The following is a 16,137-nucleotide window of genomic DNA, read 5'->3' on the forward strand; positions in this document are numbered from 1 at the left end:
GACTTCGGCCCCGCAACACCCGGCCGCACGGCCCGGAACACAGCCGTACGCTCACCGTCCGCGGGCCCGTCGCCCTCGGCCGGCTCGTCGGCCTTCGCACCGCCCGAGGCGGGCTTCACCACCCCGAAGGCCGTCGTCCGCTGCCCGGCGTCCGCCGAGCCGGAACCCGCACCCGGACCGCCCCGGCCCGAGGCGGGCTTCACCACGCCGAAGGCGGTCGTCCGCTGCTCAGCGGCACCCGGACCCGCGGCCTCGCCACCGGAACGGCCGACGCCACCGGCGCCCACCGAACCGGAATCCGGCTTCTCCGACCCGGAGGCGGCATCCGACCGCTCACCGGAACCCGGCCCCGCGGCCTTGCCCGACTCCGCGTCGTCCACGGCGGGCTTCACGACCCCGAAGGCCGTAGTCCGCGCCTCGGCGGCCGCCGGCACGCCCGCGGAACCGGAAGGCGCGTCAGCACCCTCACCCGCCCCACGGGACGCGGGCTTCACCACGCCGAAGGCGGTCGTGCGCTGCTCGGCGGCACCCGGACCCGCGGCCTCGCCACCGGAACGGCCGACGCCACCGGCGCCCACCGAACCGGAATCCGGCTTCTCCAACCCGGAGGCACCCTCCGACCGCTCACCGGAACCCGAGCCCGCAGCCCTGCCCGACGCCGACGCCGACGCCGACGCCGGCTCAGACTCCGACGCCGACTCCGGCTCAGCCTCCGACCCCGACCCCGACCCCGACTCCGCATCGTCCACAGCGGGCTTGACCACACCGAAGGCGGTCGTCCGTGCCTCGGCGGCCGCCGGCTCGTCCCCGGCCTCGGAACCGCCGGAGGCGCCGGCACCCGCACCGGCCTCCCGCTCCGCTTCCCCGGCCGCCCCGTCCGACGGCGCCGCATCGGCGGACGCCGCTTCGGCGGACGCCGCTTCGGCGGACGCGGCTTCGGCGGACGCCGCTTCGGACGACGCCACCCAGGCCGCGACCGCCTCCTTCAGGGGGTCCCGGTCGCCGGACTCCGGCTCGCGCGGCCGGAGGACCGAAAGCCTCGGGTCGCGCTCCGTTGAGGACGCGGCGGATTCCGCCGCCCCCGACGCACCTTCATCTACCGACTTGTCGGGGGACTCGCCCGCCACCAGTTCCTCCTCGATCGACGTCCGGCCGCTGTCCGAACCGTCTAACAGTGTCCCGTCTAGGGGGCATCGCCCACCCGCTAGACGAGAACGACATAGCTGCAGGTTCCCCCATAAAGCGACCAGGCGCTCTCGACAGATGAATGTGAGAGGCGTCACCCTGTCACTCATCCACGCGGGGAGGCATGGATGGGCAGGAGCCGCAGAACAATTCCGGAGGAGCTTCTGCTGCTCGCCTTGGACCCGACCACGGGAACCACGGCGCAGCCGCAGTCGCTCGACCTCGGCCTGGCCGGGGCACAGCTAGTAGAGCTGGCTCTGGCAGGACGGATAGCCCCTGACGGGGATCGTATCGCCGTGGTGATGCCACGGCCGACAGGAGATCCGACACTGGACTCCGCACTGGAACTGCTGCGCAGGCGCGGCAGCCCGGTTCGGGCCGTCCACTGGATCGGCGGACCCCGACTGGGGCTCCGCCAGATTTACCTCGCCCATCTGGAGCGCTGCGGCATGGTCCATGCCGTCGCGGGACAGATGTGCGGGGTGCTGCCGACGACTCGCTACCAGGCGACCGACACGGCGATCAGCCGGGAGATCCGTGCCCGGCTCGACAGTGCGATCCGCACCGGTGTACCACCGGACCCGCGGACCGCGGCGCTCGCCGCACTGGCCCACGCGGTCGGACTCGGCAAGCACCTGTACCCCGGCAACGAGGGGCGGTCGTCCAGGTCCCGGCTGCGGGATCTGATCCGGCACGACCCCATGGGCGGTCTCGTGGCACACGCCGTGATGGACGTCCAGAACGGAGTGGCCGCACAGCCACGCCGTGACCGCGCACCGGCGGCAGCACCCGTCGCCCGGGCCTCGGCAACCGCCGCGGCCCCCGCGGGTGGTGTGCCGATGCAGCCGCGCCGGACGGGTGCGATGGCCCGTGCGGCCGCGCACTGAGCACCCGGCAGCGGTCGGCAGTACCCCTGGCAGTACCCGTACGACCCGTTTCACCCGTGGGATCCGCGACACCCCTTGACGACCAGCGGTCCCACACGCGTCACCGCTCCACCGAACGCCCTCGCCCCGACCGGCAGTCCCCCGGGAACCGGTCCGGGAGCCGCCGGTGCGCGGGGTGGCGGGGCCGGTCCCACCCGGCTCCGCCACCCCGCGCGTCTGTCTTTCCCGTCCGTTCTTCAGCGCTGGCGCACCCTTCGGTGGCAGTCTGCTGAACATCAGACACGCAGAGAGACAGAACCAGAAGAAGGCGGAGGTGCCGTCCCCGTGGCGTCCAATGTCAATCCCACCGTCCGACGCCGCCGACTGGGCATGGAATTGCGCAAGCTGCGCGAGGACAAGGGCATGACGGCCGAGCAGGTCGCCGAGCGCCTCCTCGTCTCCCAGTCGAAGATCAGCCGGCTGGAGAACGGCCGTCGCTCCATCAGCCAGCGCGACGTCCGCGACCTGTGCGACGTGTACGAGGTCGAGGACCGCCGGCTCGTCGACTCCCTCATGCAGATGGCGAAGGACTCCCGCCAGCAGGGCTGGTGGCACGCCTTCGGCGACATCCCGTACAGCGTCTACATCGGCCTGGAGACGGACGCCGCCAGCCTGCGCACCTACGAGCCCCAGATGGTCCCGGGGCTGCTCCAGACCCCGGAGTACGCCCAGGCGCTGATCCGCGGCGCGCTGCCCGAGACCGCGCCGGTGGACGTGGAGAAGCGGGTCCAGGTCCGGATGCACCGCCAGAAGCGGCTGTCCGAGACGGAGAACAACAACCCGGACGTCGGACCGCTGCGCCTGTGGGCGGTGATCGACGAGGCGGCGCTGCGCCGGCACGTGGGCGACGCGCAGTTGATGATCCGGCAGCTGGAGTACTTGATAGAACGCTCGGAGGAGCCGTACATCACCGTGCAGGTGATGCCTTTCTCGATGGGTGCGCATCCGGGCGTCAACGGCCAGTACGCGATTCTGGAATTCCCGGACGCCTCTGACTCGACGGTGGTCTACATCGAGGGGGTCACGAGCGATTTGTACCTGGAGAAGGCCAACGACGTTCAGAAGTACAGCGTCATGTACGAGCATCTGCGCGCCCAGGCCCTCAATGTCGAGCAGACCCGGCAGTTCATCTCCGAGATCATCGGCCACTATGCGGGCAAAGCGAAGTAAAAGCGGTGGAATCAGGCCTGGTGGCGAGGGCGGCCCGTACGGTACACCGTCAGTCCCCAGCCACAGAAGGCCTGAATGGAATATGCCACTCGGTCGAGTGAATGGCCCCTTCAGCCTTCGGGAGGTGCGGGTAGCGTCGATCACGTCAGCCGGGGAAATGGCTGGCACGACACCGGAACTACTCGCTGAACCGGAGAGAAACATGGCTATTCGTCAGGGCGCCACGGAAAACTGGACCAAGTCCTCTTACTCCGGCGGAAACGGTGCCTGCGTCGAGGTCAAGTCCCCCGTCATGGAGGCCATCGCGGTCCGCGACTCGAAGGTGCAGGACGGCCCGTCCCTCACCTTCGCGCCCGGCTCCTGGACCTCGTTCGTCACCGAAGTCACCGAGGGCCGGCTGGGGCGCCTCGTCTGAACATCAAGACGCCCGCCCCAACCGTCCGACCGGCGCTACCGGAACCTCCAGCACAACCGGAGCCACCGGAACCACCAGCACCACCTGCACTACCTGCACCACTGACTGGAGCCCTCTCGTCCGGCCCGCCGTCCTGGCCGAGGGGGCTCGGCCATGTCCGCGTCCGCGGTCAGCGCAGCTGGTCCACGTAGCGGTCCGTACCCGGGACCGTCGGAACGAACGGCGCCACCAGCTCCACCCGCCCCAGGCCCGCCTCCGCGACCTCCGTGTCCAGCCCCTGGAACCGGTCCCAGCAGGTCCGCGGATCGGCCTCCAGGAACCACAGCAGCGTCAGCCGGGTGCCGACCCCCTCGACCTGCTTGACGTACGTCATCCGGTCGCCGGGCAGCGGTGTCGGCCGGAAGACCGTCACCATCGCCGCGGGCCCGCCTGCCAGCCGCTTCGGGAGGGCCCGTGAGCGCAGCCATTCCAGCAGCCGGTCCCGCTGCTCGGGCCCTTCCGCATCGATGACCTGGACCACGAGCCCGGCGTACGGGTGGTCGAGGGCGTGGAAGTCCCGGGGGCCGGCGGCGCCGTCGCGGTAGACCGTGGCGGCGTGGTCCTGGAAGGCCGTGAAGACGTGGGTGCGGTCCTGGTAGACGCGCCCGTCGCGGTTGAGCCGCTTGTTGATGCCGACGGTCCACTTCATGTGCTCGTCGTAGCGGCCCTGCGTCACCCAGTACGTCGAGATGTAGCACCCGGCGGTGACGGGCTGGGCCACCGCCGACTTCTCGGGGTAGCGCAGCTCCTGGAGCTCCCGGGTGGCCACCCAGCGGCGTCCGGCGTACATCCAGGGCATGGCCATGGCGCCCGCGTAGTAGTGGTCGTCCTCGTACCAGCGGTTGTACGCGTACTCGTGCCCCGGGTGCGGTTCCACCATGGTGATCAGCGCATGGCCGGGGCGGACCCCGTAGGGGCCGACGGCGGCGAGCGCGGCGTAGTCCTCGACGCGGGTGTCCGGTGCGCGGTCCTGCTCTTCTGCGGTCATGGCACCGGTGTATCTGAAGCGGCGTCAGATGTGGAGGGGTCGGGCGGCCCCGGCGCCCGGCCCGCCCCCGGCGCCCTCAGCCGTACAGCGCCTCGATCTCCCCCGCGTACCGCTGCGCCACCGCGCCGCGGCGGAGCTTCAGCGTGGGCGTCAGGGTGCCCGCCTCGATCGAGAAGTCCTCGTCGAGGAGGTGGAAGGCCCGGATCCGGGCCGGGCGGGAGACCGTGGCGTTGGCCGATGCCACCGCCTCCTCCACGAGGGCGCGCACGGCCGGGTGCGCGGCGGGCTCGGTGAGGGTCAGCCCCTCGCGCGCCGCCCAGGCCGCGATCTCCCCGGCGTCCAGGGTGATCAGGGCCACCGGGTGCGGGCGGCGGTCGCCGATCAGCACCGCGCGGGAGACGAAGCGGGAGGCCTGCACGGCGAACTCCACCTCGGTCGGGGTGATGTTCTTGCCCGCCGAGGTGATGATCAGCTCCTTCTTGCGGCCGGTGATCGACAGGAAGCCGTCGCCGTCCAGCTCGCCCAGGTCGCCCGTGTGCAGCCAGCCGTCCCCGTCCACCGCGTCCGCCGTCGCGGCCTCGTTGGCGTGGTAGCCCGGGAAGACCATCGGGCCCCGGGCGAGCACCTCGCCGTCCTCGGCGATCCGGACCTCGCAGCCCGCGATGGGGCGGCCGACCGTGCCGTAGCGGACCGCACCGGGGTGGTTGAGGCTGATCACCCCGCCGGACTCGGTCATCCCGTACCCCTCGTAGACGGCGATCCCGCAGGCGCGCAGGAAGTCCAAGGTGGCGGGGGCGATCGGGGCGCCGCCGGTCAGCGCCCACTTCAGCCGGCCGCCGAACGCGTCCCGGACCGGGGAGTACAGCGACTTCTCCGCCGCCTCGTACGCCTCGCGCGACTCGGCCGGCAGCCGGTCCTCCGCGGCCAGCACGCCCAGCCGTACGGCCTCCTCGAAGCGCTCCCGGCCGCCTTCCCGGGACTCCGCCAGCGACAGCACCACCGCGTGCAGCTTCTCGAACAGGCGCGGTACGGAGGGCAGATGGGTGGGGCGGGCCTCGGCCAGCTCGGCGATGACGTCCTCGATCCGGCCGCCGAAGTAGCTGAGCTCCCCGCCCTCCAGCAGCGTGGTGAACTGGATGAGCTGGGCCAGCAGATGGGCCAGCGGCAGGTAGAGGTACGTGGAGTCGCCCGGCCCGCCCCGGATCAGCGGGAGCGTGGCGTCCTGGATGGCGCCCAGGTTCCCGTGCGTGAGGCGGCAGCCCTTCGGCAGGCCCGTGGTGCCCGAGGTGTAGACGATCGAGGCGTCGTCGCCGGGCACCACCGCCCGGGCCCGGGCGAGCAGTTCGGCCTCCGGCGCCAGGGGCAGCCCGGCGAGGTCGTCCATCCGCACCACCGCCCGCAGCGCGGGCAGCGCGTCCCGCAGCGCCTCCACCCGGGCGGCCTGGGCGGCGTCGTCGCAGACGGCCACCACCGCGGCGGAGTCGGTGAGCACCCAGGCCAGCTCCTCCTCCCCCGCCGTCGGGTAGACGGGCACCAGGACCGCACCCGCGGTCAGCACCCCGAAGTGGGTGAACGTCCACTGCGGCCGGGTCTCGGCCAGCACGGCGACCCGCTCCCCGGCGGCCACCCCCAGCCCCAGCAGGGCCCGCCCGGCCTCGCGGACCCGGGCGCGCAGTTCCCCGTACGAGAGCGTGCGCGAACCGCCCTCCGCAGGGAACCGCAGCGCGGTCTCCGGCCCGTACCGCTCCCCCGTCCACTCCGTGAACACGGAGAGGGTCTCCGGTCGCGCCCCGCCGTGTGCCGGTACAGCCCGTGCAGCGTCCATCGCCGTCGCCTCCCTGGGGTCCGTACCGACGACGCTAGGCAGCACGGGGGCGCGGGCGGCATGACCGGAAGCGTCACCCCCGCTGACCCCAGCGCTCATTCGGGCTACCTTCGGACCATGGGGAGGCGGACGATCACCGTGCACCACGTGCGCGCCGTGCTCGCGGGAGCGCGGCGCGCCGGCCTCGACACCGTGCCGCTGCTCCAGGAGGCGCAGATCCCTCCGCTGCTGCTCGGTGACGACCGGGCGCGGATCACGCCCGCGCAGTTCGCCCGGCTGTTCCGGGCGCTGTACCGGACCACGCAGGACGAGTTCCTCGGCCTGAGCTCGGTCCCGAGCCGGCCGGGCACCTTCGCGATGATGTGTCACGCCTCGCTGGGCTGCCGGGACCTCGGGGCCGCGATGGAGCGGGCGGCGGCCTTCTACGGGCTGTTCCCGGGCGGGCCGGAACTGGCGCTGGAAGTGGACGGCGGGCAGGCGCGGTTCACCGTGCTGGGCGACCTCGACGGGGACGAGGAACGCTTCCTCTCCGAGTGCGTGCTGGCCATCTGGCACCGGCTGAGCAGCTGGCTCATCGGGCGGCGCATCCCCCTCGCGCACGCCGCCTTCAGCTATCCCCCGCCCCCGCACGAGGACGAGTACGAGCTGCTCTTCGACTGCCCGGTGCGCTTCGGGCAGGACCGCACGGGAGCCGCCTTCGACGCGCACTGGCTGACCGCCCCGCTGGTGCGGGAGGAGCCGGAGCTCGACGCGATGCTGCGCCGCGCCCCCTTCGACCTGCTGTCGCGCCCCGAGTACGGGACCACGGTCGCGGAGCAGGTACGCCGGACCCTGACGCAGCGGCTGCGGAGCTCGCCGCGGCTGCCGGAGCTCGGGGAGGTGGCGGCGCGGCTCGCGGTGTCCCCGGCGACGCTGCGGCGGCGGCTCCAGCGGGAGGGGACCTCCTTCCAGCAGCTGAAGGACCACGTGCGGCGGGACGCGGCGATCGCGGGGCTGGCGGAGAGCCGGGAGCCGATCGCGGAACTGGCGGCCCGGCTGGGGTTCTCGGAGGACACCGCCTTCCACCGGGCGTTCCGGCGCTGGACGGGGACGACCCCGGGCGCCTACCGCATCGCGTCGGGCGGCTGAGCGAGCGGCGCCCCGGGCCGGACGCTCCCGGCGGGCCGGCCGGGGCGGCCGGGGGCGGCCGGGGCGGCCTCGCCGGCGGGTGCGGGCGGCCGTGAGACACCGGGTCAGTAAAGGTGAGCTGCACGGTCAGCGACCTTCCTACCGGTCGGTCACTACCTTCTCCTCACCTGCCCCCGCACGGACCGTTGGGAGAGCCGCCCATGCGTTTCCGAAACCCCCCGCGCAGCCGAAGGACCGCCCTGGCCGCCGTGGCCGCCCTGGCCCTCTCGGCCTGGATCCCCGCCACCGCGAACGCCGCGCCCGAGGACGCCGGGCCGGCGGGCCGCCCCGGCGACATCGTCAGCAGCGCGCCCTCCGCCTTCCACCCGCTGCCCGGCCAGCCCACCAACACCAAGGCCTGGAAGGTCCACTACCGCTCCACCACCGCCGACGGAGCCCCGAACACCGTCTCCGGCACCGTCATCGTCCCGCAGGACGGCCGCACCGGCCCCCGCCCCCTGATCACCTACGCCGTCGGCACCGTGGGCCTCGGCGACTCCTGCGCACCGAGCAACAACCTCCCGTACGGCACCTCCATGGAAGCCAACCTCATCCAGCAGCTCACCCTGCGCGGCTGGGCCGTGGTCGTCACCGACTACGAGGGCCTCGGCACGCCCGGCCGGCACACCTACACCGTCGGCCCCTCCGCCGGCCACGCCGTCCTCGACGCCGCACGCGCCGCGACCCGCCTCCCCGGGACGGGGCTGTCGGCCGACACCCCGGTCGGCATCATGGGCTACTCCCAGGGCGGCCAGGCCAGCAGCTGGGCTGCCGAGCTGCACGGCTCGTACGCACCGGAGTTGCGGGTCAAGGGCACGGCGACGGGCGGTGTCCCCGGGGACCTGCTGAAGGTGGCCGACTTCAACAACGGCTCCTACGGATCCGGCCTGATCTTCATGGCGGCCGCCGGGCAGGACGCGGCCTTCCCGGAACTGAAGCTCGACTCCTACCTGAACCCGGCGGGCAAGGCCCTGGTCAACGGCATGAAGGACGGCTGCGTCGCGATCGACGCCATCGCCGGCTCCTTCAAGCGGATCTCCGACCTCACCACCCGCGACCCGCTCGCCCAGCCCGACTGGCAGGCCCGGCTGAACCAGAGCAGGCTCGGCCGGACCGCCCCGGCCGCGCCGGTGTACCAGTACCACGCGCTCGGCGACGAGCTGATCCCCTACGCCGTCGGGCGGCAGCTGCGCTCCGACTGGTGCGCGGCGGGCGCGAACGTCGAGTTCGACACCGTCTGGATCGGCGAGCACGTCAGCGGCGTGATCACCCACTCCCTGGCGGCGGGGAACTGGCTCGCGGACCGGTTCGCGGGCCGCGCCACGCACGCCAACTGCTGAGGCGCCCGCCCCCGCCCCGCCGGTGCGCTCAGTCGTTCCCGGCGGGGCAGGACCGCGTCCCGGCCGGCAGCCGGCCGTCGGCCAGGAAGGCGTTCACGTACGCGCGGACGCACGGGGAGGCCACGTAGCCGGTGTGTCCTTCGCCCCGGTAGTCCAGCACCACGGCCGAGCCCAGCCGACGCGCCGTCTCCTCGGTCCACTCGTAGGGGGTCGCCGGGTCTCCGCGCGTGCCCACGAGCAGCATGCGCGGGGCGCCCGGGTGGTCGATCCTGCGGATGAAGTCGGTGCCGGCCGGGCGGCCGTAGCAGGACAGCACCGTCATCAGCTGGCTCGGCCCGAAGATCGGCGAGGCCTTGAGGAACTCGCCCTGCAGGCCTTCGAGCTCCTTCTCGATCGCGGCCGGGGTGGCCTTGGCATCGCCCCGGTCCGGGTCGTCGGCGCAGTTCACGGCGGTCAGCGCGGCCTCCGGGTTGTCGTCGGGCACCTTCTCCTGCCCGTCGTCGTCCTCCGGCGGCTCCAGCACACTGCCGAGCTGGAGCAGCCCGACCGGGTCGCCGTTGCGCTCGACCAGCCCGAGGCTCTCCGCGAGCGCGGGCCACAGGTTCTTGGAGTACAGGGCGTTGCCGACGGCCACGACCACGTCCTGCCCGGTGAAGTGCGAGCCGTCCTGCCCGACCAGCGGCTGCTCGTCGAGCCGCGTGACGAGGGCGCCCACCCGCTCCTTGGCGGTACGGGTGTTCGTGCCGTACACGCAGCCGCGCAGGCGGGCGCACCAGCCGAGGAAGTTGTCCAGGGCCCGCTGCTGGCCCCGCGCCGCGGCCAGGGCCTGCTCGGCGAGCGGCTCGGTGAGGGTGTCGACCCCGTCGAGGACCATACGGCCGGTCCGGCCGGGGAACTGGGCGGCGTACACGGCCCCGAGCCGGGTTCCGTAGGAGAAGCCGAGGTAGTCGAGCTTCTTTTCGCCGAGGGCCTGGCGCAGGACGTCCATGTCCCGGGAGACGTTGATGGTGCCGATGTACGGGAGCACCGGGCCGGAGTGCAGCTCGCACCGCCTGACCACGGCCCGCAGGGCGGCGAGCTGCCCGGCGGCGTCGTCCGGGGCGATGTCGGAGTCGGTCTCCTGCGAGCCGCCGCAGGAGACGGGCTCGCTGCGCCCGACTCCCCGGGGGTCGAAGGTGACGAGGTCGTGGTCCTTGCCGAGGTCGGCGAAGGTCTTGGGGTCCTCGGCGAGGGTGGCGACGCCCGGGCCGCCGGGGCCGCCGAAGTTCAGGACGACCGAGCCGCGCCGCTTGCTCCCGGCGGCAGGTATCCGGGCCAGGGCCAATCGGGTGGTCCCCTTGCCGGGGGCCGCGTAGTCGAGGGGCACGTCGAGCGTCCCGCACTGCATCCCGGCCGGGGCGTGCGCGGCGGCGCAGTCGCCCCACCGGACGCGCTGTTCGTAGAACCGTCGCAGCGGGTCGGCGTCGCCGCTGGGGGACGGGGTGGCCCCGAGCGAGGCCAGGGCCAGCCCTGCGGCGGCCGCTGCGGCGCGGAACCAGGTACGGGAACGGTGCACGACACCCTCCTCGGGCAGCCCCCCGGACCGGTCAGCCCACCATAAGCGCGCCCCGCACGCGCCGCCCCACGGCCACGGTCACGGCCACGGCCACGGCCACGGCCCGTCCGGCGGGATGCGGCGCGGGCCCGCTGCGCCCCACCGATCGCGGCCCCCTCAGGAGCGCCGGTACATGGCGTCGACCTCCCGCGCGAACTCCCGCGCCACGACCCCCCGCCGCAGCTTCAGCGACGGCGTCAGATGCCCCCGCTCCTCCGTGAAGGCGCCCGGCAGGACCACGAAGCGCCGGATCGACTCCGCCCGCGAGACCAGCTGGTTCGCCTCGTCCACCGCCCGCTGCACATCGGCGCGCAGTTCCTCGTCCTCCACCAGCTCCCGCATCGGCATCGCCGTCTTCTTCCGCATCTGCCGCCAGTGCGCCAGCCCCTCCGGCTCCAGCGTGATCAGCGCGGCCACGTACGGCCGGTTGTCGCCGACGACCATGCACTGCCCGACCAGCGGATGGGCCCGGAGCCAGTCCTCCAGTACCGCCGGGGCGACGTTCTTCCCGCCCGAGGTGATGATCATGTCCTTCTTGCGCCCGGTGATGGTCAGGTAGCCGTCCCCGTCCAGCTCCCCGATGTCCCCGGTGGGGAACCAGCCCCCCGCCTCCATGGCGGCCACGTTCCAGTAGCCCCCGAAGAGGTGCGGCCCCCACAGCAGGACCTCCCCGTCGTCGGCGATCCGTACCGCCGTGCCCGGCAGCGGCCAGCCCACCGTCCCCAGCCTCGGCCTCAGCGGCGGGGTGATCGTGGAGGCGGCCGTCGTCTCCGTCAGCCCGTAGCCCTCGAAGACCTCGATCCCGGCGCCCGTGTAGAAGGCGGCGAGCCGCCGCCCCAGCGGGGAACCGCCGCTGAGGATGTACCGCACGTGCCCGCCCAGCGCCGCCCGGATCCGCCGGTACACGAGCGGGTCGTACAGCGCCCGCGCCGCCCGCAGGGCGACCCCCGGGGTCTTTCCCTCCACCACCTCGCCGAACTGCTGCGCGATCCGCGCGGCCCGGTCGAAGGAGGAGGCGCGGCCCATCCGTTCGGCGGTGGCCCGGGCGGTGTTGTAGACCTTCTCCAGCACGTAGGGGATGGCCAGCAGGAACGTCGGCCGGAAGCCGGCCAGGTCCGCGAGCAGGTCCTCGGTCCGGATGCTCGGCGCGTGCCCCAGCTTCACCCGGGCCCGCAGGCACCCGACGGCCACCATCCGCCCGAACACGTGCGACAGGGGCAGGAAGAGCAGCGTGGAGGCGGGCTCCTCGCTCTTGGCGCGGAAGACCGGGTGGAGCAGCTCCACCGCGTTGTCCACTTCGGCGAAGAAGTTCCCGTGGGTCAGCACGCACCCCTTGGGCTGTCCGGTGGTCCCCGAGGTGTACACCAGCGTGGCCACGTCCTGGGGCGTACGGGCCCGCCGGCGCTCGTGCACCAGCGCGTCCGGGATGCGCTCCCCGGCCTTGACCAGCCGCGCCACCGCCCCGGTGTCGAACTCCCACAGGTGCGCCAGCCCCGGCAGGTTGCCGCGCTCGACGCTGATGATCCGCGCCTGCGCCGTGTCCTCGACGGCGCAGGCCACCGCCCCGGAGTCGTGGATGATCCAGCGCGCCTGGATCGCCGAGGAGGTCGGGTAGATGGGTACGGTCACCAGCCCCGCCGCCCATCCGGCGAAGTCCAGCAGGGTCCACTCGTAGGTGGTCCGCGCCATGATGGCGAGCCGGTCCCCGGGCCGCAGGCCCTCCGCGATCAGCCCCTTGGCCACGGCCAGCACCTCCGCCGCGAACTCGGCGGCGGTCACGTCCCGCCAGCTCCCGTCCGGCTGCTTGCGGGCGAGCACCGGCTCCCCCGGCGCCTGGGCGGCGTTCTCGAAGGGGATGTCGCCGAGGGACCCCTGTACGGGCGGTCCCACGAGTGCGGGCACGGCGACCTGGCGCACCACTCCGTCGATCACGGTCTTGACGGGTTCGACCAGTTTCGGCGCGACAGCGTTCACGGCACGCTCTCCTTCGGCTCGGCAGAGTTACCGCCGGTAATCTATGCACCCCGGCCCCCGCTGACCACCCCCCGCACAGCCCCTGACCAGCACACACCCACCTCACACACACCACGCACACACCCCCGGCCCGCCCCACCTGCGACTTCGGGCCGCAGGGCGGAGTGCGGGCGGGGCCGGGCGTGCCGCAGACTTCCGGGGTGATCACCGTGCAGCCCGTACTGGAACTCGGCGCTCCCGCCGGCTTCGGCCTCTGGCCGGTCTCCGCGCACGAGCCGTACGGCCACCTCGCGCTCGGCGGCGCGCTTGGCTCCGCCGAGGTCGGCACGGCGGTGATGGGCGCAGCCGCGTACAACGGGCCCGAAACCAGGCCGGGCGACCCGGTCGGGGGCTTCCTGCACGGACTCCTCACCAGCGAGGGCCCCCAGGCGCCCGGCGGCCTGCGGATCACCGACACCGCGAGCGGGGCCGTCTTCCTGCCGGGCTGCTGCAACGGCCTGGAGGAGTGGCGCGACTGGTTCGAAGTCCTCGACGGCGACGGTCCCGTGTGGTTCGGCCACGATCCCGACGCGCGCGCGGAACGCGTGGGCGACACCGTCCGGCTGACCGTGGACGGCAGCAGGGACGACAGCCCCGTCATCGAGGTTCGGGCCGCCGGGCTGCGCCGCCTGCTCGCGGACGCGGAGCGCGACCTGACGGGCTTCCTCGGCCTGGCCGGGGACTGGGCCCGTCACCACCTGCCGGATCACGCGGCCCCCGTCACCGCGGCGTTGGCCCGGGCCCTGGACCTGCCCGGCGGGCGCACGGCGACAGCTGCGCGCTGATCCACCGGGGATCACGGGAGGGCCCTCAGTAGATCCGTACGCCCCGGTCCACGACGGGCTCCGGATCGCAGCCCTGCGCCGCGCACCGCAGCGCCTCGCGCGCCGCGAGCTCGCCGAGGTGCGCGAAGACCCGGTCGTGCGAATCCACCCGGTGCCAGGCCATGTGCCGTACGAGCACCCGCGCACCCGTCGCCCCGAGCCCCGCCCGCACCCCCCGGGCCAGGGCCGCCGCGAACTCCTCGTCCGGCTCGGGCCGCCACACGGTCCCGCCGAACTCGACGGACACCGGCGCCCCGGCTCCGGCCGGCTCGAAGTCCAGCTCCGCCCTCCCGTACGTCGGCGCACAGGACCCCACGGACTGCGGCGAGAACACCCGCACCCCGCGCACGGGCCGGACCAGCCCGGCACCACGTTCACCCGTCATGCCCGCCAGCGTACGGAAGGAAGCGGGCGTCTACCCGCTCCCGAGCCGGCCCGTGTGGTGGTGGAGGACGGCGCCCTCCGCCGCCTTGGCGGGCTCGCAGTCACCGCAGAAGTAGCGCCGCGCGTCGGGCGTCCGGAAGCAGCGCCCGCACGCGACGCAGTCCACCATCGGGTCGGGCGGGGCCCACTTCCGCCGGGCCGGGGCCTGCGGCAGCCTGGGCGGCAGCGAGTTCTCCAGCCGGAAACCGATCAGGGACGCCGCGTGCCTCAGCGGGTCCGGGAGGTCCGAGGACAGGGCGCGTTCGACCGCCTCGGGTAGGACTCCGCGTTCCAGCCAGGCCGAGACGGCGGGTGCGAGGCGGCGTACGTCCCGCTCGGAGAGCAGCAGGCGCGGATCGAGCCTCCGCAGCCCGGCCAACAGCTCGGCGGCGCCGGGCTCGACGGCCGCGTCGGGCTCCCGATCGGCCGCGCCCTCAGGCTCCGCCTCCGCGACCCCCCACCAGACCCCGTCGGGCACAGCGGCCGCGTCGGGCTCCGCGGGCGCAGCGGGGGTTGCAGGTGGCGCAGCAGGAGGTGGGGGGACCCCAGGCGACCCGCAGTCCGCAGAAGCCGCGGAAGCCGCCGGCTCGGCCGGAGTTCCGGGAACCTCAGCACCCGTGGGCACAGCGGGAGTTGCGGGGACGTCAGACCCCGAAGGGCCCGCAGGAGCAGGGGGAGCCGCAGGAGCCGCAGGAGCCGCAGGAGCCGCAGGAACAGCGGGAACCGCGGGAGCCGCAGGAACAGCGGGAGCCGCGGGAGCCGCAGGGTCCGCAGGGTCCGCAGGAGCAGCGGTGGCGCCCCGTGCCGCGCCGGCCGGCTGGTTGTGCCAGTACGTACGGGTCACCACCCGCCCGTCCGGCAACCGCTCGACGCGCCGTTCCAGGTACCCGTGCGCCTCCAGCTCCCGCAGGGCCGCGGCCAGTCGGGCCTGCCCCTCGGGGAAGTGCGCGGCCAGCGCCTTGATGCCGACCGCGGAGCCGCCGCGCAGCGACTGGATGTAGACCCCGACGCCGCGCGCCAGACCGGACAGGCCGCGGTGCTGGGCGAGGTGGTTGCCGACCACCGTGAACCGGGAGGTCTGCCGGGTGGTGACGTGGTTGACGCCGGACCGGTGGGTCACCGGGCGAAGCGGGGACGATGCGCGCGAGCGCGCGTTAAGCTGCTGACGAGCCATGGGGAAGGTTGCTGCTTCCTTGTTGGTCAGGCCCTCGTTCGGGATGCCAGTCCCGGCGGGGGCCGTCTCATGTCCTGGGGTTGTCGCGGCGAGCATATGCCAGCGAACCCCACCCGAATCCAGCCCAGTTGGCCTGGTTCACCCTTCCGGGCGACGGGAGGCCGGGAGGGTTGGTCGGGGTATTTCACCCCTCCGTACTCGGAACTACGGCGCCAAGCCGGCCGGATCCCGGCGCACCGCGACCCGGTGCACCGAGACCCGGCCCGACCCGGCCCGGCCCCGACCCGGTCACAGCCGTTCCGGCAAGGAGATTTGCACCCGAACCACCTTGCGCGGAGCAAGGCCCGCCCCGTCCCCCACCGCGTCGCTGCGGCCCGCCATCCGGTCACCGCGCGTCGCCCGCGATCTGCGGAACGCCCGGTTCCAACTGCCCCAGCCGCGCCATGACATGATCCGGGTCCAGACTCCCGCAGCCCCCGACCGCTCGAAGGCGTCATGTTCACCATCGGAGACTTCGCCGAGCACGGCCGCGTACCGGTCCGCACGCTCCGGCACTACGACGAGACGGCCCTGCCGCGCCCCGCGCACACGGGCCGGCCCGTCACGGCGGACCCGGCCGACCGGACGGCCGAAGCCCTGGCCCCGCTGGAGGCGGCGTGACGCGGCGCGAGGTCATCGACCTGCCCGAGGACCGGGGTTGCCTGCAGTGGGTGCTGGGCGTGCCGCTGGCCTTCTTCTACCTGGTGGCGGGGTTCTTCCTCTGCCTCATGTTCAGCATGACCCCGGACGGCCCCCACGACGACCGCATGCGCGACGACATCCGGATCACCGGCATCCTGGTGCTGGGGATCACCCTCCTCCCCCTGCTGCTGTCGGTGCTCCCCGTCTACCACCGCACCCTGAACCGGTGGTGGTACGCCGTGCCGCTGCTCATCGGGGTCGCCGCCTACACCCGCGTACTGGCCGCGTAGCAGCGCACCGCCACCGCCCGCCCCGACGCACCGCGGCCCCCGCCCGGACGGGGGCGGGGGCTGCGATGAGTACGGCGTGACGG

13 protein-coding genes and 2 pseudogenes are annotated in these 16,137 nt (G+C 73.6%); 8 read left to right on the forward strand and 7 right to left on the reverse strand.

Annotated features, from left to right (window positions below):
• Positions 1-1,283 (reverse strand): annotated as a pseudogene (locus tag ACZ4TG_RS20475) (hypothetical protein); the annotation flags it as partial.
• 30 nt (positions 1,284-1,313) lie between these two features.
• Here ACZ4TG_RS20475 and ACZ4TG_RS20480 point away from each other — a divergent pair.
• From ACZ4TG_RS20480 to ACZ4TG_RS20490, 3 genes are all read left to right on the forward strand, one after another.
• On the forward strand, positions 1,314-2,072 hold the full coding sequence (locus tag ACZ4TG_RS20480; RefSeq protein WP_468164674.1) for a GOLPH3/VPS74 family protein: 759 nt from the start codon (positions 1,314-1,316) through the stop codon (positions 2,070-2,072).
• 324 nt (positions 2,073-2,396) lie between these two features.
• On the forward strand, positions 2,397-3,281 hold the full coding sequence (locus ACZ4TG_RS20485) for a helix-turn-helix domain-containing protein (protein ID WP_468164676.1): 885 nt from the start codon (positions 2,397-2,399) through the stop codon (positions 3,279-3,281).
• A gap of 202 nt (positions 3,282-3,483) precedes the next feature.
• Positions 3,484-3,696: a DUF397 domain-containing protein gene (locus ACZ4TG_RS20490; protein WP_468164678.1), complete on the forward strand. Its 213-nt coding sequence runs from the start codon at positions 3,484-3,486 to the stop codon at positions 3,694-3,696.
• 169 nt (positions 3,697-3,865) lie between these two features.
• Here ACZ4TG_RS20490 and ACZ4TG_RS20495 read toward each other — a convergent pair whose 3' ends face one another.
• Together ACZ4TG_RS20495 and ACZ4TG_RS20500 are read right to left on the reverse strand one after the other, a co-directional pair.
• The gene (locus tag ACZ4TG_RS20495; protein ID WP_468164680.1) at positions 3,866-4,723 is read right to left on the reverse strand and encodes a hypothetical protein; all 858 of its coding nucleotides are present in this window, start codon (positions 4,721-4,723) and stop codon (positions 3,866-3,868) included.
• A 76-nt stretch (positions 4,724-4,799) separates the two neighbouring features.
• Entirely contained in the window at positions 4,800-6,548 is a 1,749-nt protein-coding gene (locus ACZ4TG_RS20500; RefSeq protein WP_468164682.1) for an AMP-dependent synthetase/ligase, read from the reverse strand.
• 117 nt (positions 6,549-6,665) lie between these two features.
• Between ACZ4TG_RS20500 and ACZ4TG_RS20505 the strand changes: the two genes are divergently transcribed.
• Together ACZ4TG_RS20505 and ACZ4TG_RS20510 are read left to right on the forward strand one after the other, a co-directional pair.
• Positions 6,666-7,676 (forward strand): AraC family transcriptional regulator, encoded by a 1,011-nt coding sequence (locus tag ACZ4TG_RS20505; RefSeq protein WP_468164684.1) that lies wholly within the window; start codon positions 6,666-6,668, stop codon positions 7,674-7,676.
• A gap of 200 nt (positions 7,677-7,876) precedes the next feature.
• Positions 7,877-9,055: a lipase family protein gene (locus ACZ4TG_RS20510; protein ID WP_468164686.1), complete on the forward strand. Its 1,179-nt coding sequence runs from the start codon at positions 7,877-7,879 to the stop codon at positions 9,053-9,055.
• A 28-nt stretch (positions 9,056-9,083) separates the two neighbouring features.
• Here the strand turns inward: ACZ4TG_RS20510 and ACZ4TG_RS20515 are convergent, their stop codons facing one another.
• Both ACZ4TG_RS20515 and ACZ4TG_RS20520 read right to left on the reverse strand, forming a co-directional pair.
• Positions 9,084-10,610 (reverse strand): alpha/beta hydrolase, encoded by a 1,527-nt coding sequence (locus ACZ4TG_RS20515; protein WP_468164688.1) that lies wholly within the window; start codon positions 10,608-10,610, stop codon positions 9,084-9,086.
• Positions 10,611-10,766: 156 nt separating this feature from the next.
• On the reverse strand, positions 10,767-12,623 hold the full coding sequence (locus ACZ4TG_RS20520; RefSeq protein WP_468164690.1) for an AMP-dependent synthetase/ligase: 1,857 nt from the start codon (positions 12,621-12,623) through the stop codon (positions 10,767-10,769).
• A gap of 200 nt (positions 12,624-12,823) precedes the next feature.
• Between ACZ4TG_RS20520 and ACZ4TG_RS20525 the strand changes: the two genes are divergently transcribed.
• Entirely contained in the window at positions 12,824-13,447 is a 624-nt protein-coding gene (locus ACZ4TG_RS20525) for a hypothetical protein (protein WP_468164692.1), read from the forward strand.
• Between the two features lie 25 nt (positions 13,448-13,472).
• Here ACZ4TG_RS20525 and ACZ4TG_RS20530 read toward each other — a convergent pair whose 3' ends face one another.
• A complete protein-coding gene (locus ACZ4TG_RS20530) occupies positions 13,473-13,871 on the reverse strand; it encodes a hypothetical protein (protein ID WP_468164694.1) in 399 nt (132 codons plus the stop codon).
• 30 nt (positions 13,872-13,901) lie between these two features.
• Positions 13,902-15,029: a hypothetical protein gene (locus ACZ4TG_RS20535; RefSeq protein WP_468164696.1), complete on the reverse strand. Its 1,128-nt coding sequence runs from the start codon at positions 15,027-15,029 to the stop codon at positions 13,902-13,904.
• A gap of 549 nt (positions 15,030-15,578) precedes the next feature.
• Between ACZ4TG_RS20535 and ACZ4TG_RS20540 the strand changes: the two are divergent.
• Positions 15,579-15,671, forward strand: a pseudogene (locus ACZ4TG_RS20540) (MerR family transcriptional regulator); the annotation flags it as partial.
• Positions 15,672-15,739: 68 nt separating this feature from the next.
• Positions 15,740-16,054, forward strand: coding sequence for a hypothetical protein (locus ACZ4TG_RS20545; protein WP_468164698.1), 315 nt, complete (start codon positions 15,740-15,742; stop codon positions 16,052-16,054).
• Positions 16,055-16,137: the final 83 nt, after the last annotated feature.

It is taken from the genome of Streptomyces sp. NPDC028314, assembly GCF_055565795.1.

What these genes read in the sequence shown, in the direction of transcription:
- ACZ4TG_RS20505 (WP_468164684.1), top strand. Translation starts at nt 6,666, where the DNA reads ATGGGGAGGCGGACGATCACCGTGCACCACGTGCGCGCCGTGCTCGCG.
- ACZ4TG_RS20510 (WP_468164686.1), top strand. Translation starts at nt 7,877, where the DNA reads ATGCGTTTCCGAAACCCCCCGCGCAGCCGAAGGACCGCCCTGGCCGCC.
- ACZ4TG_RS20530 (WP_468164694.1), bottom strand. Translation starts at nt 13,871, where the DNA reads ATGACGGGTGAACGTGGTGCCGGGCTGGTCCGGCCCGTGCGCGGGGTG.
- ACZ4TG_RS20480 (WP_468164674.1), top strand. Translation starts at nt 1,314, where the DNA reads ATGGGCAGGAGCCGCAGAACAATTCCGGAGGAGCTTCTGCTGCTCGCC.
- ACZ4TG_RS20500 (WP_468164682.1), bottom strand. Translation starts at nt 6,548, where the DNA reads ATGGACGCTGCACGGGCTGTACCGGCACACGGCGGGGCGCGACCGGAG.
- ACZ4TG_RS20490 (WP_468164678.1), top strand. Translation starts at nt 3,484, where the DNA reads ATGGCTATTCGTCAGGGCGCCACGGAAAACTGGACCAAGTCCTCTTAC.
- ACZ4TG_RS20495 (WP_468164680.1), bottom strand. Translation starts at nt 4,723, where the DNA reads ATGACCGCAGAAGAGCAGGACCGCGCACCGGACACCCGCGTCGAGGAC.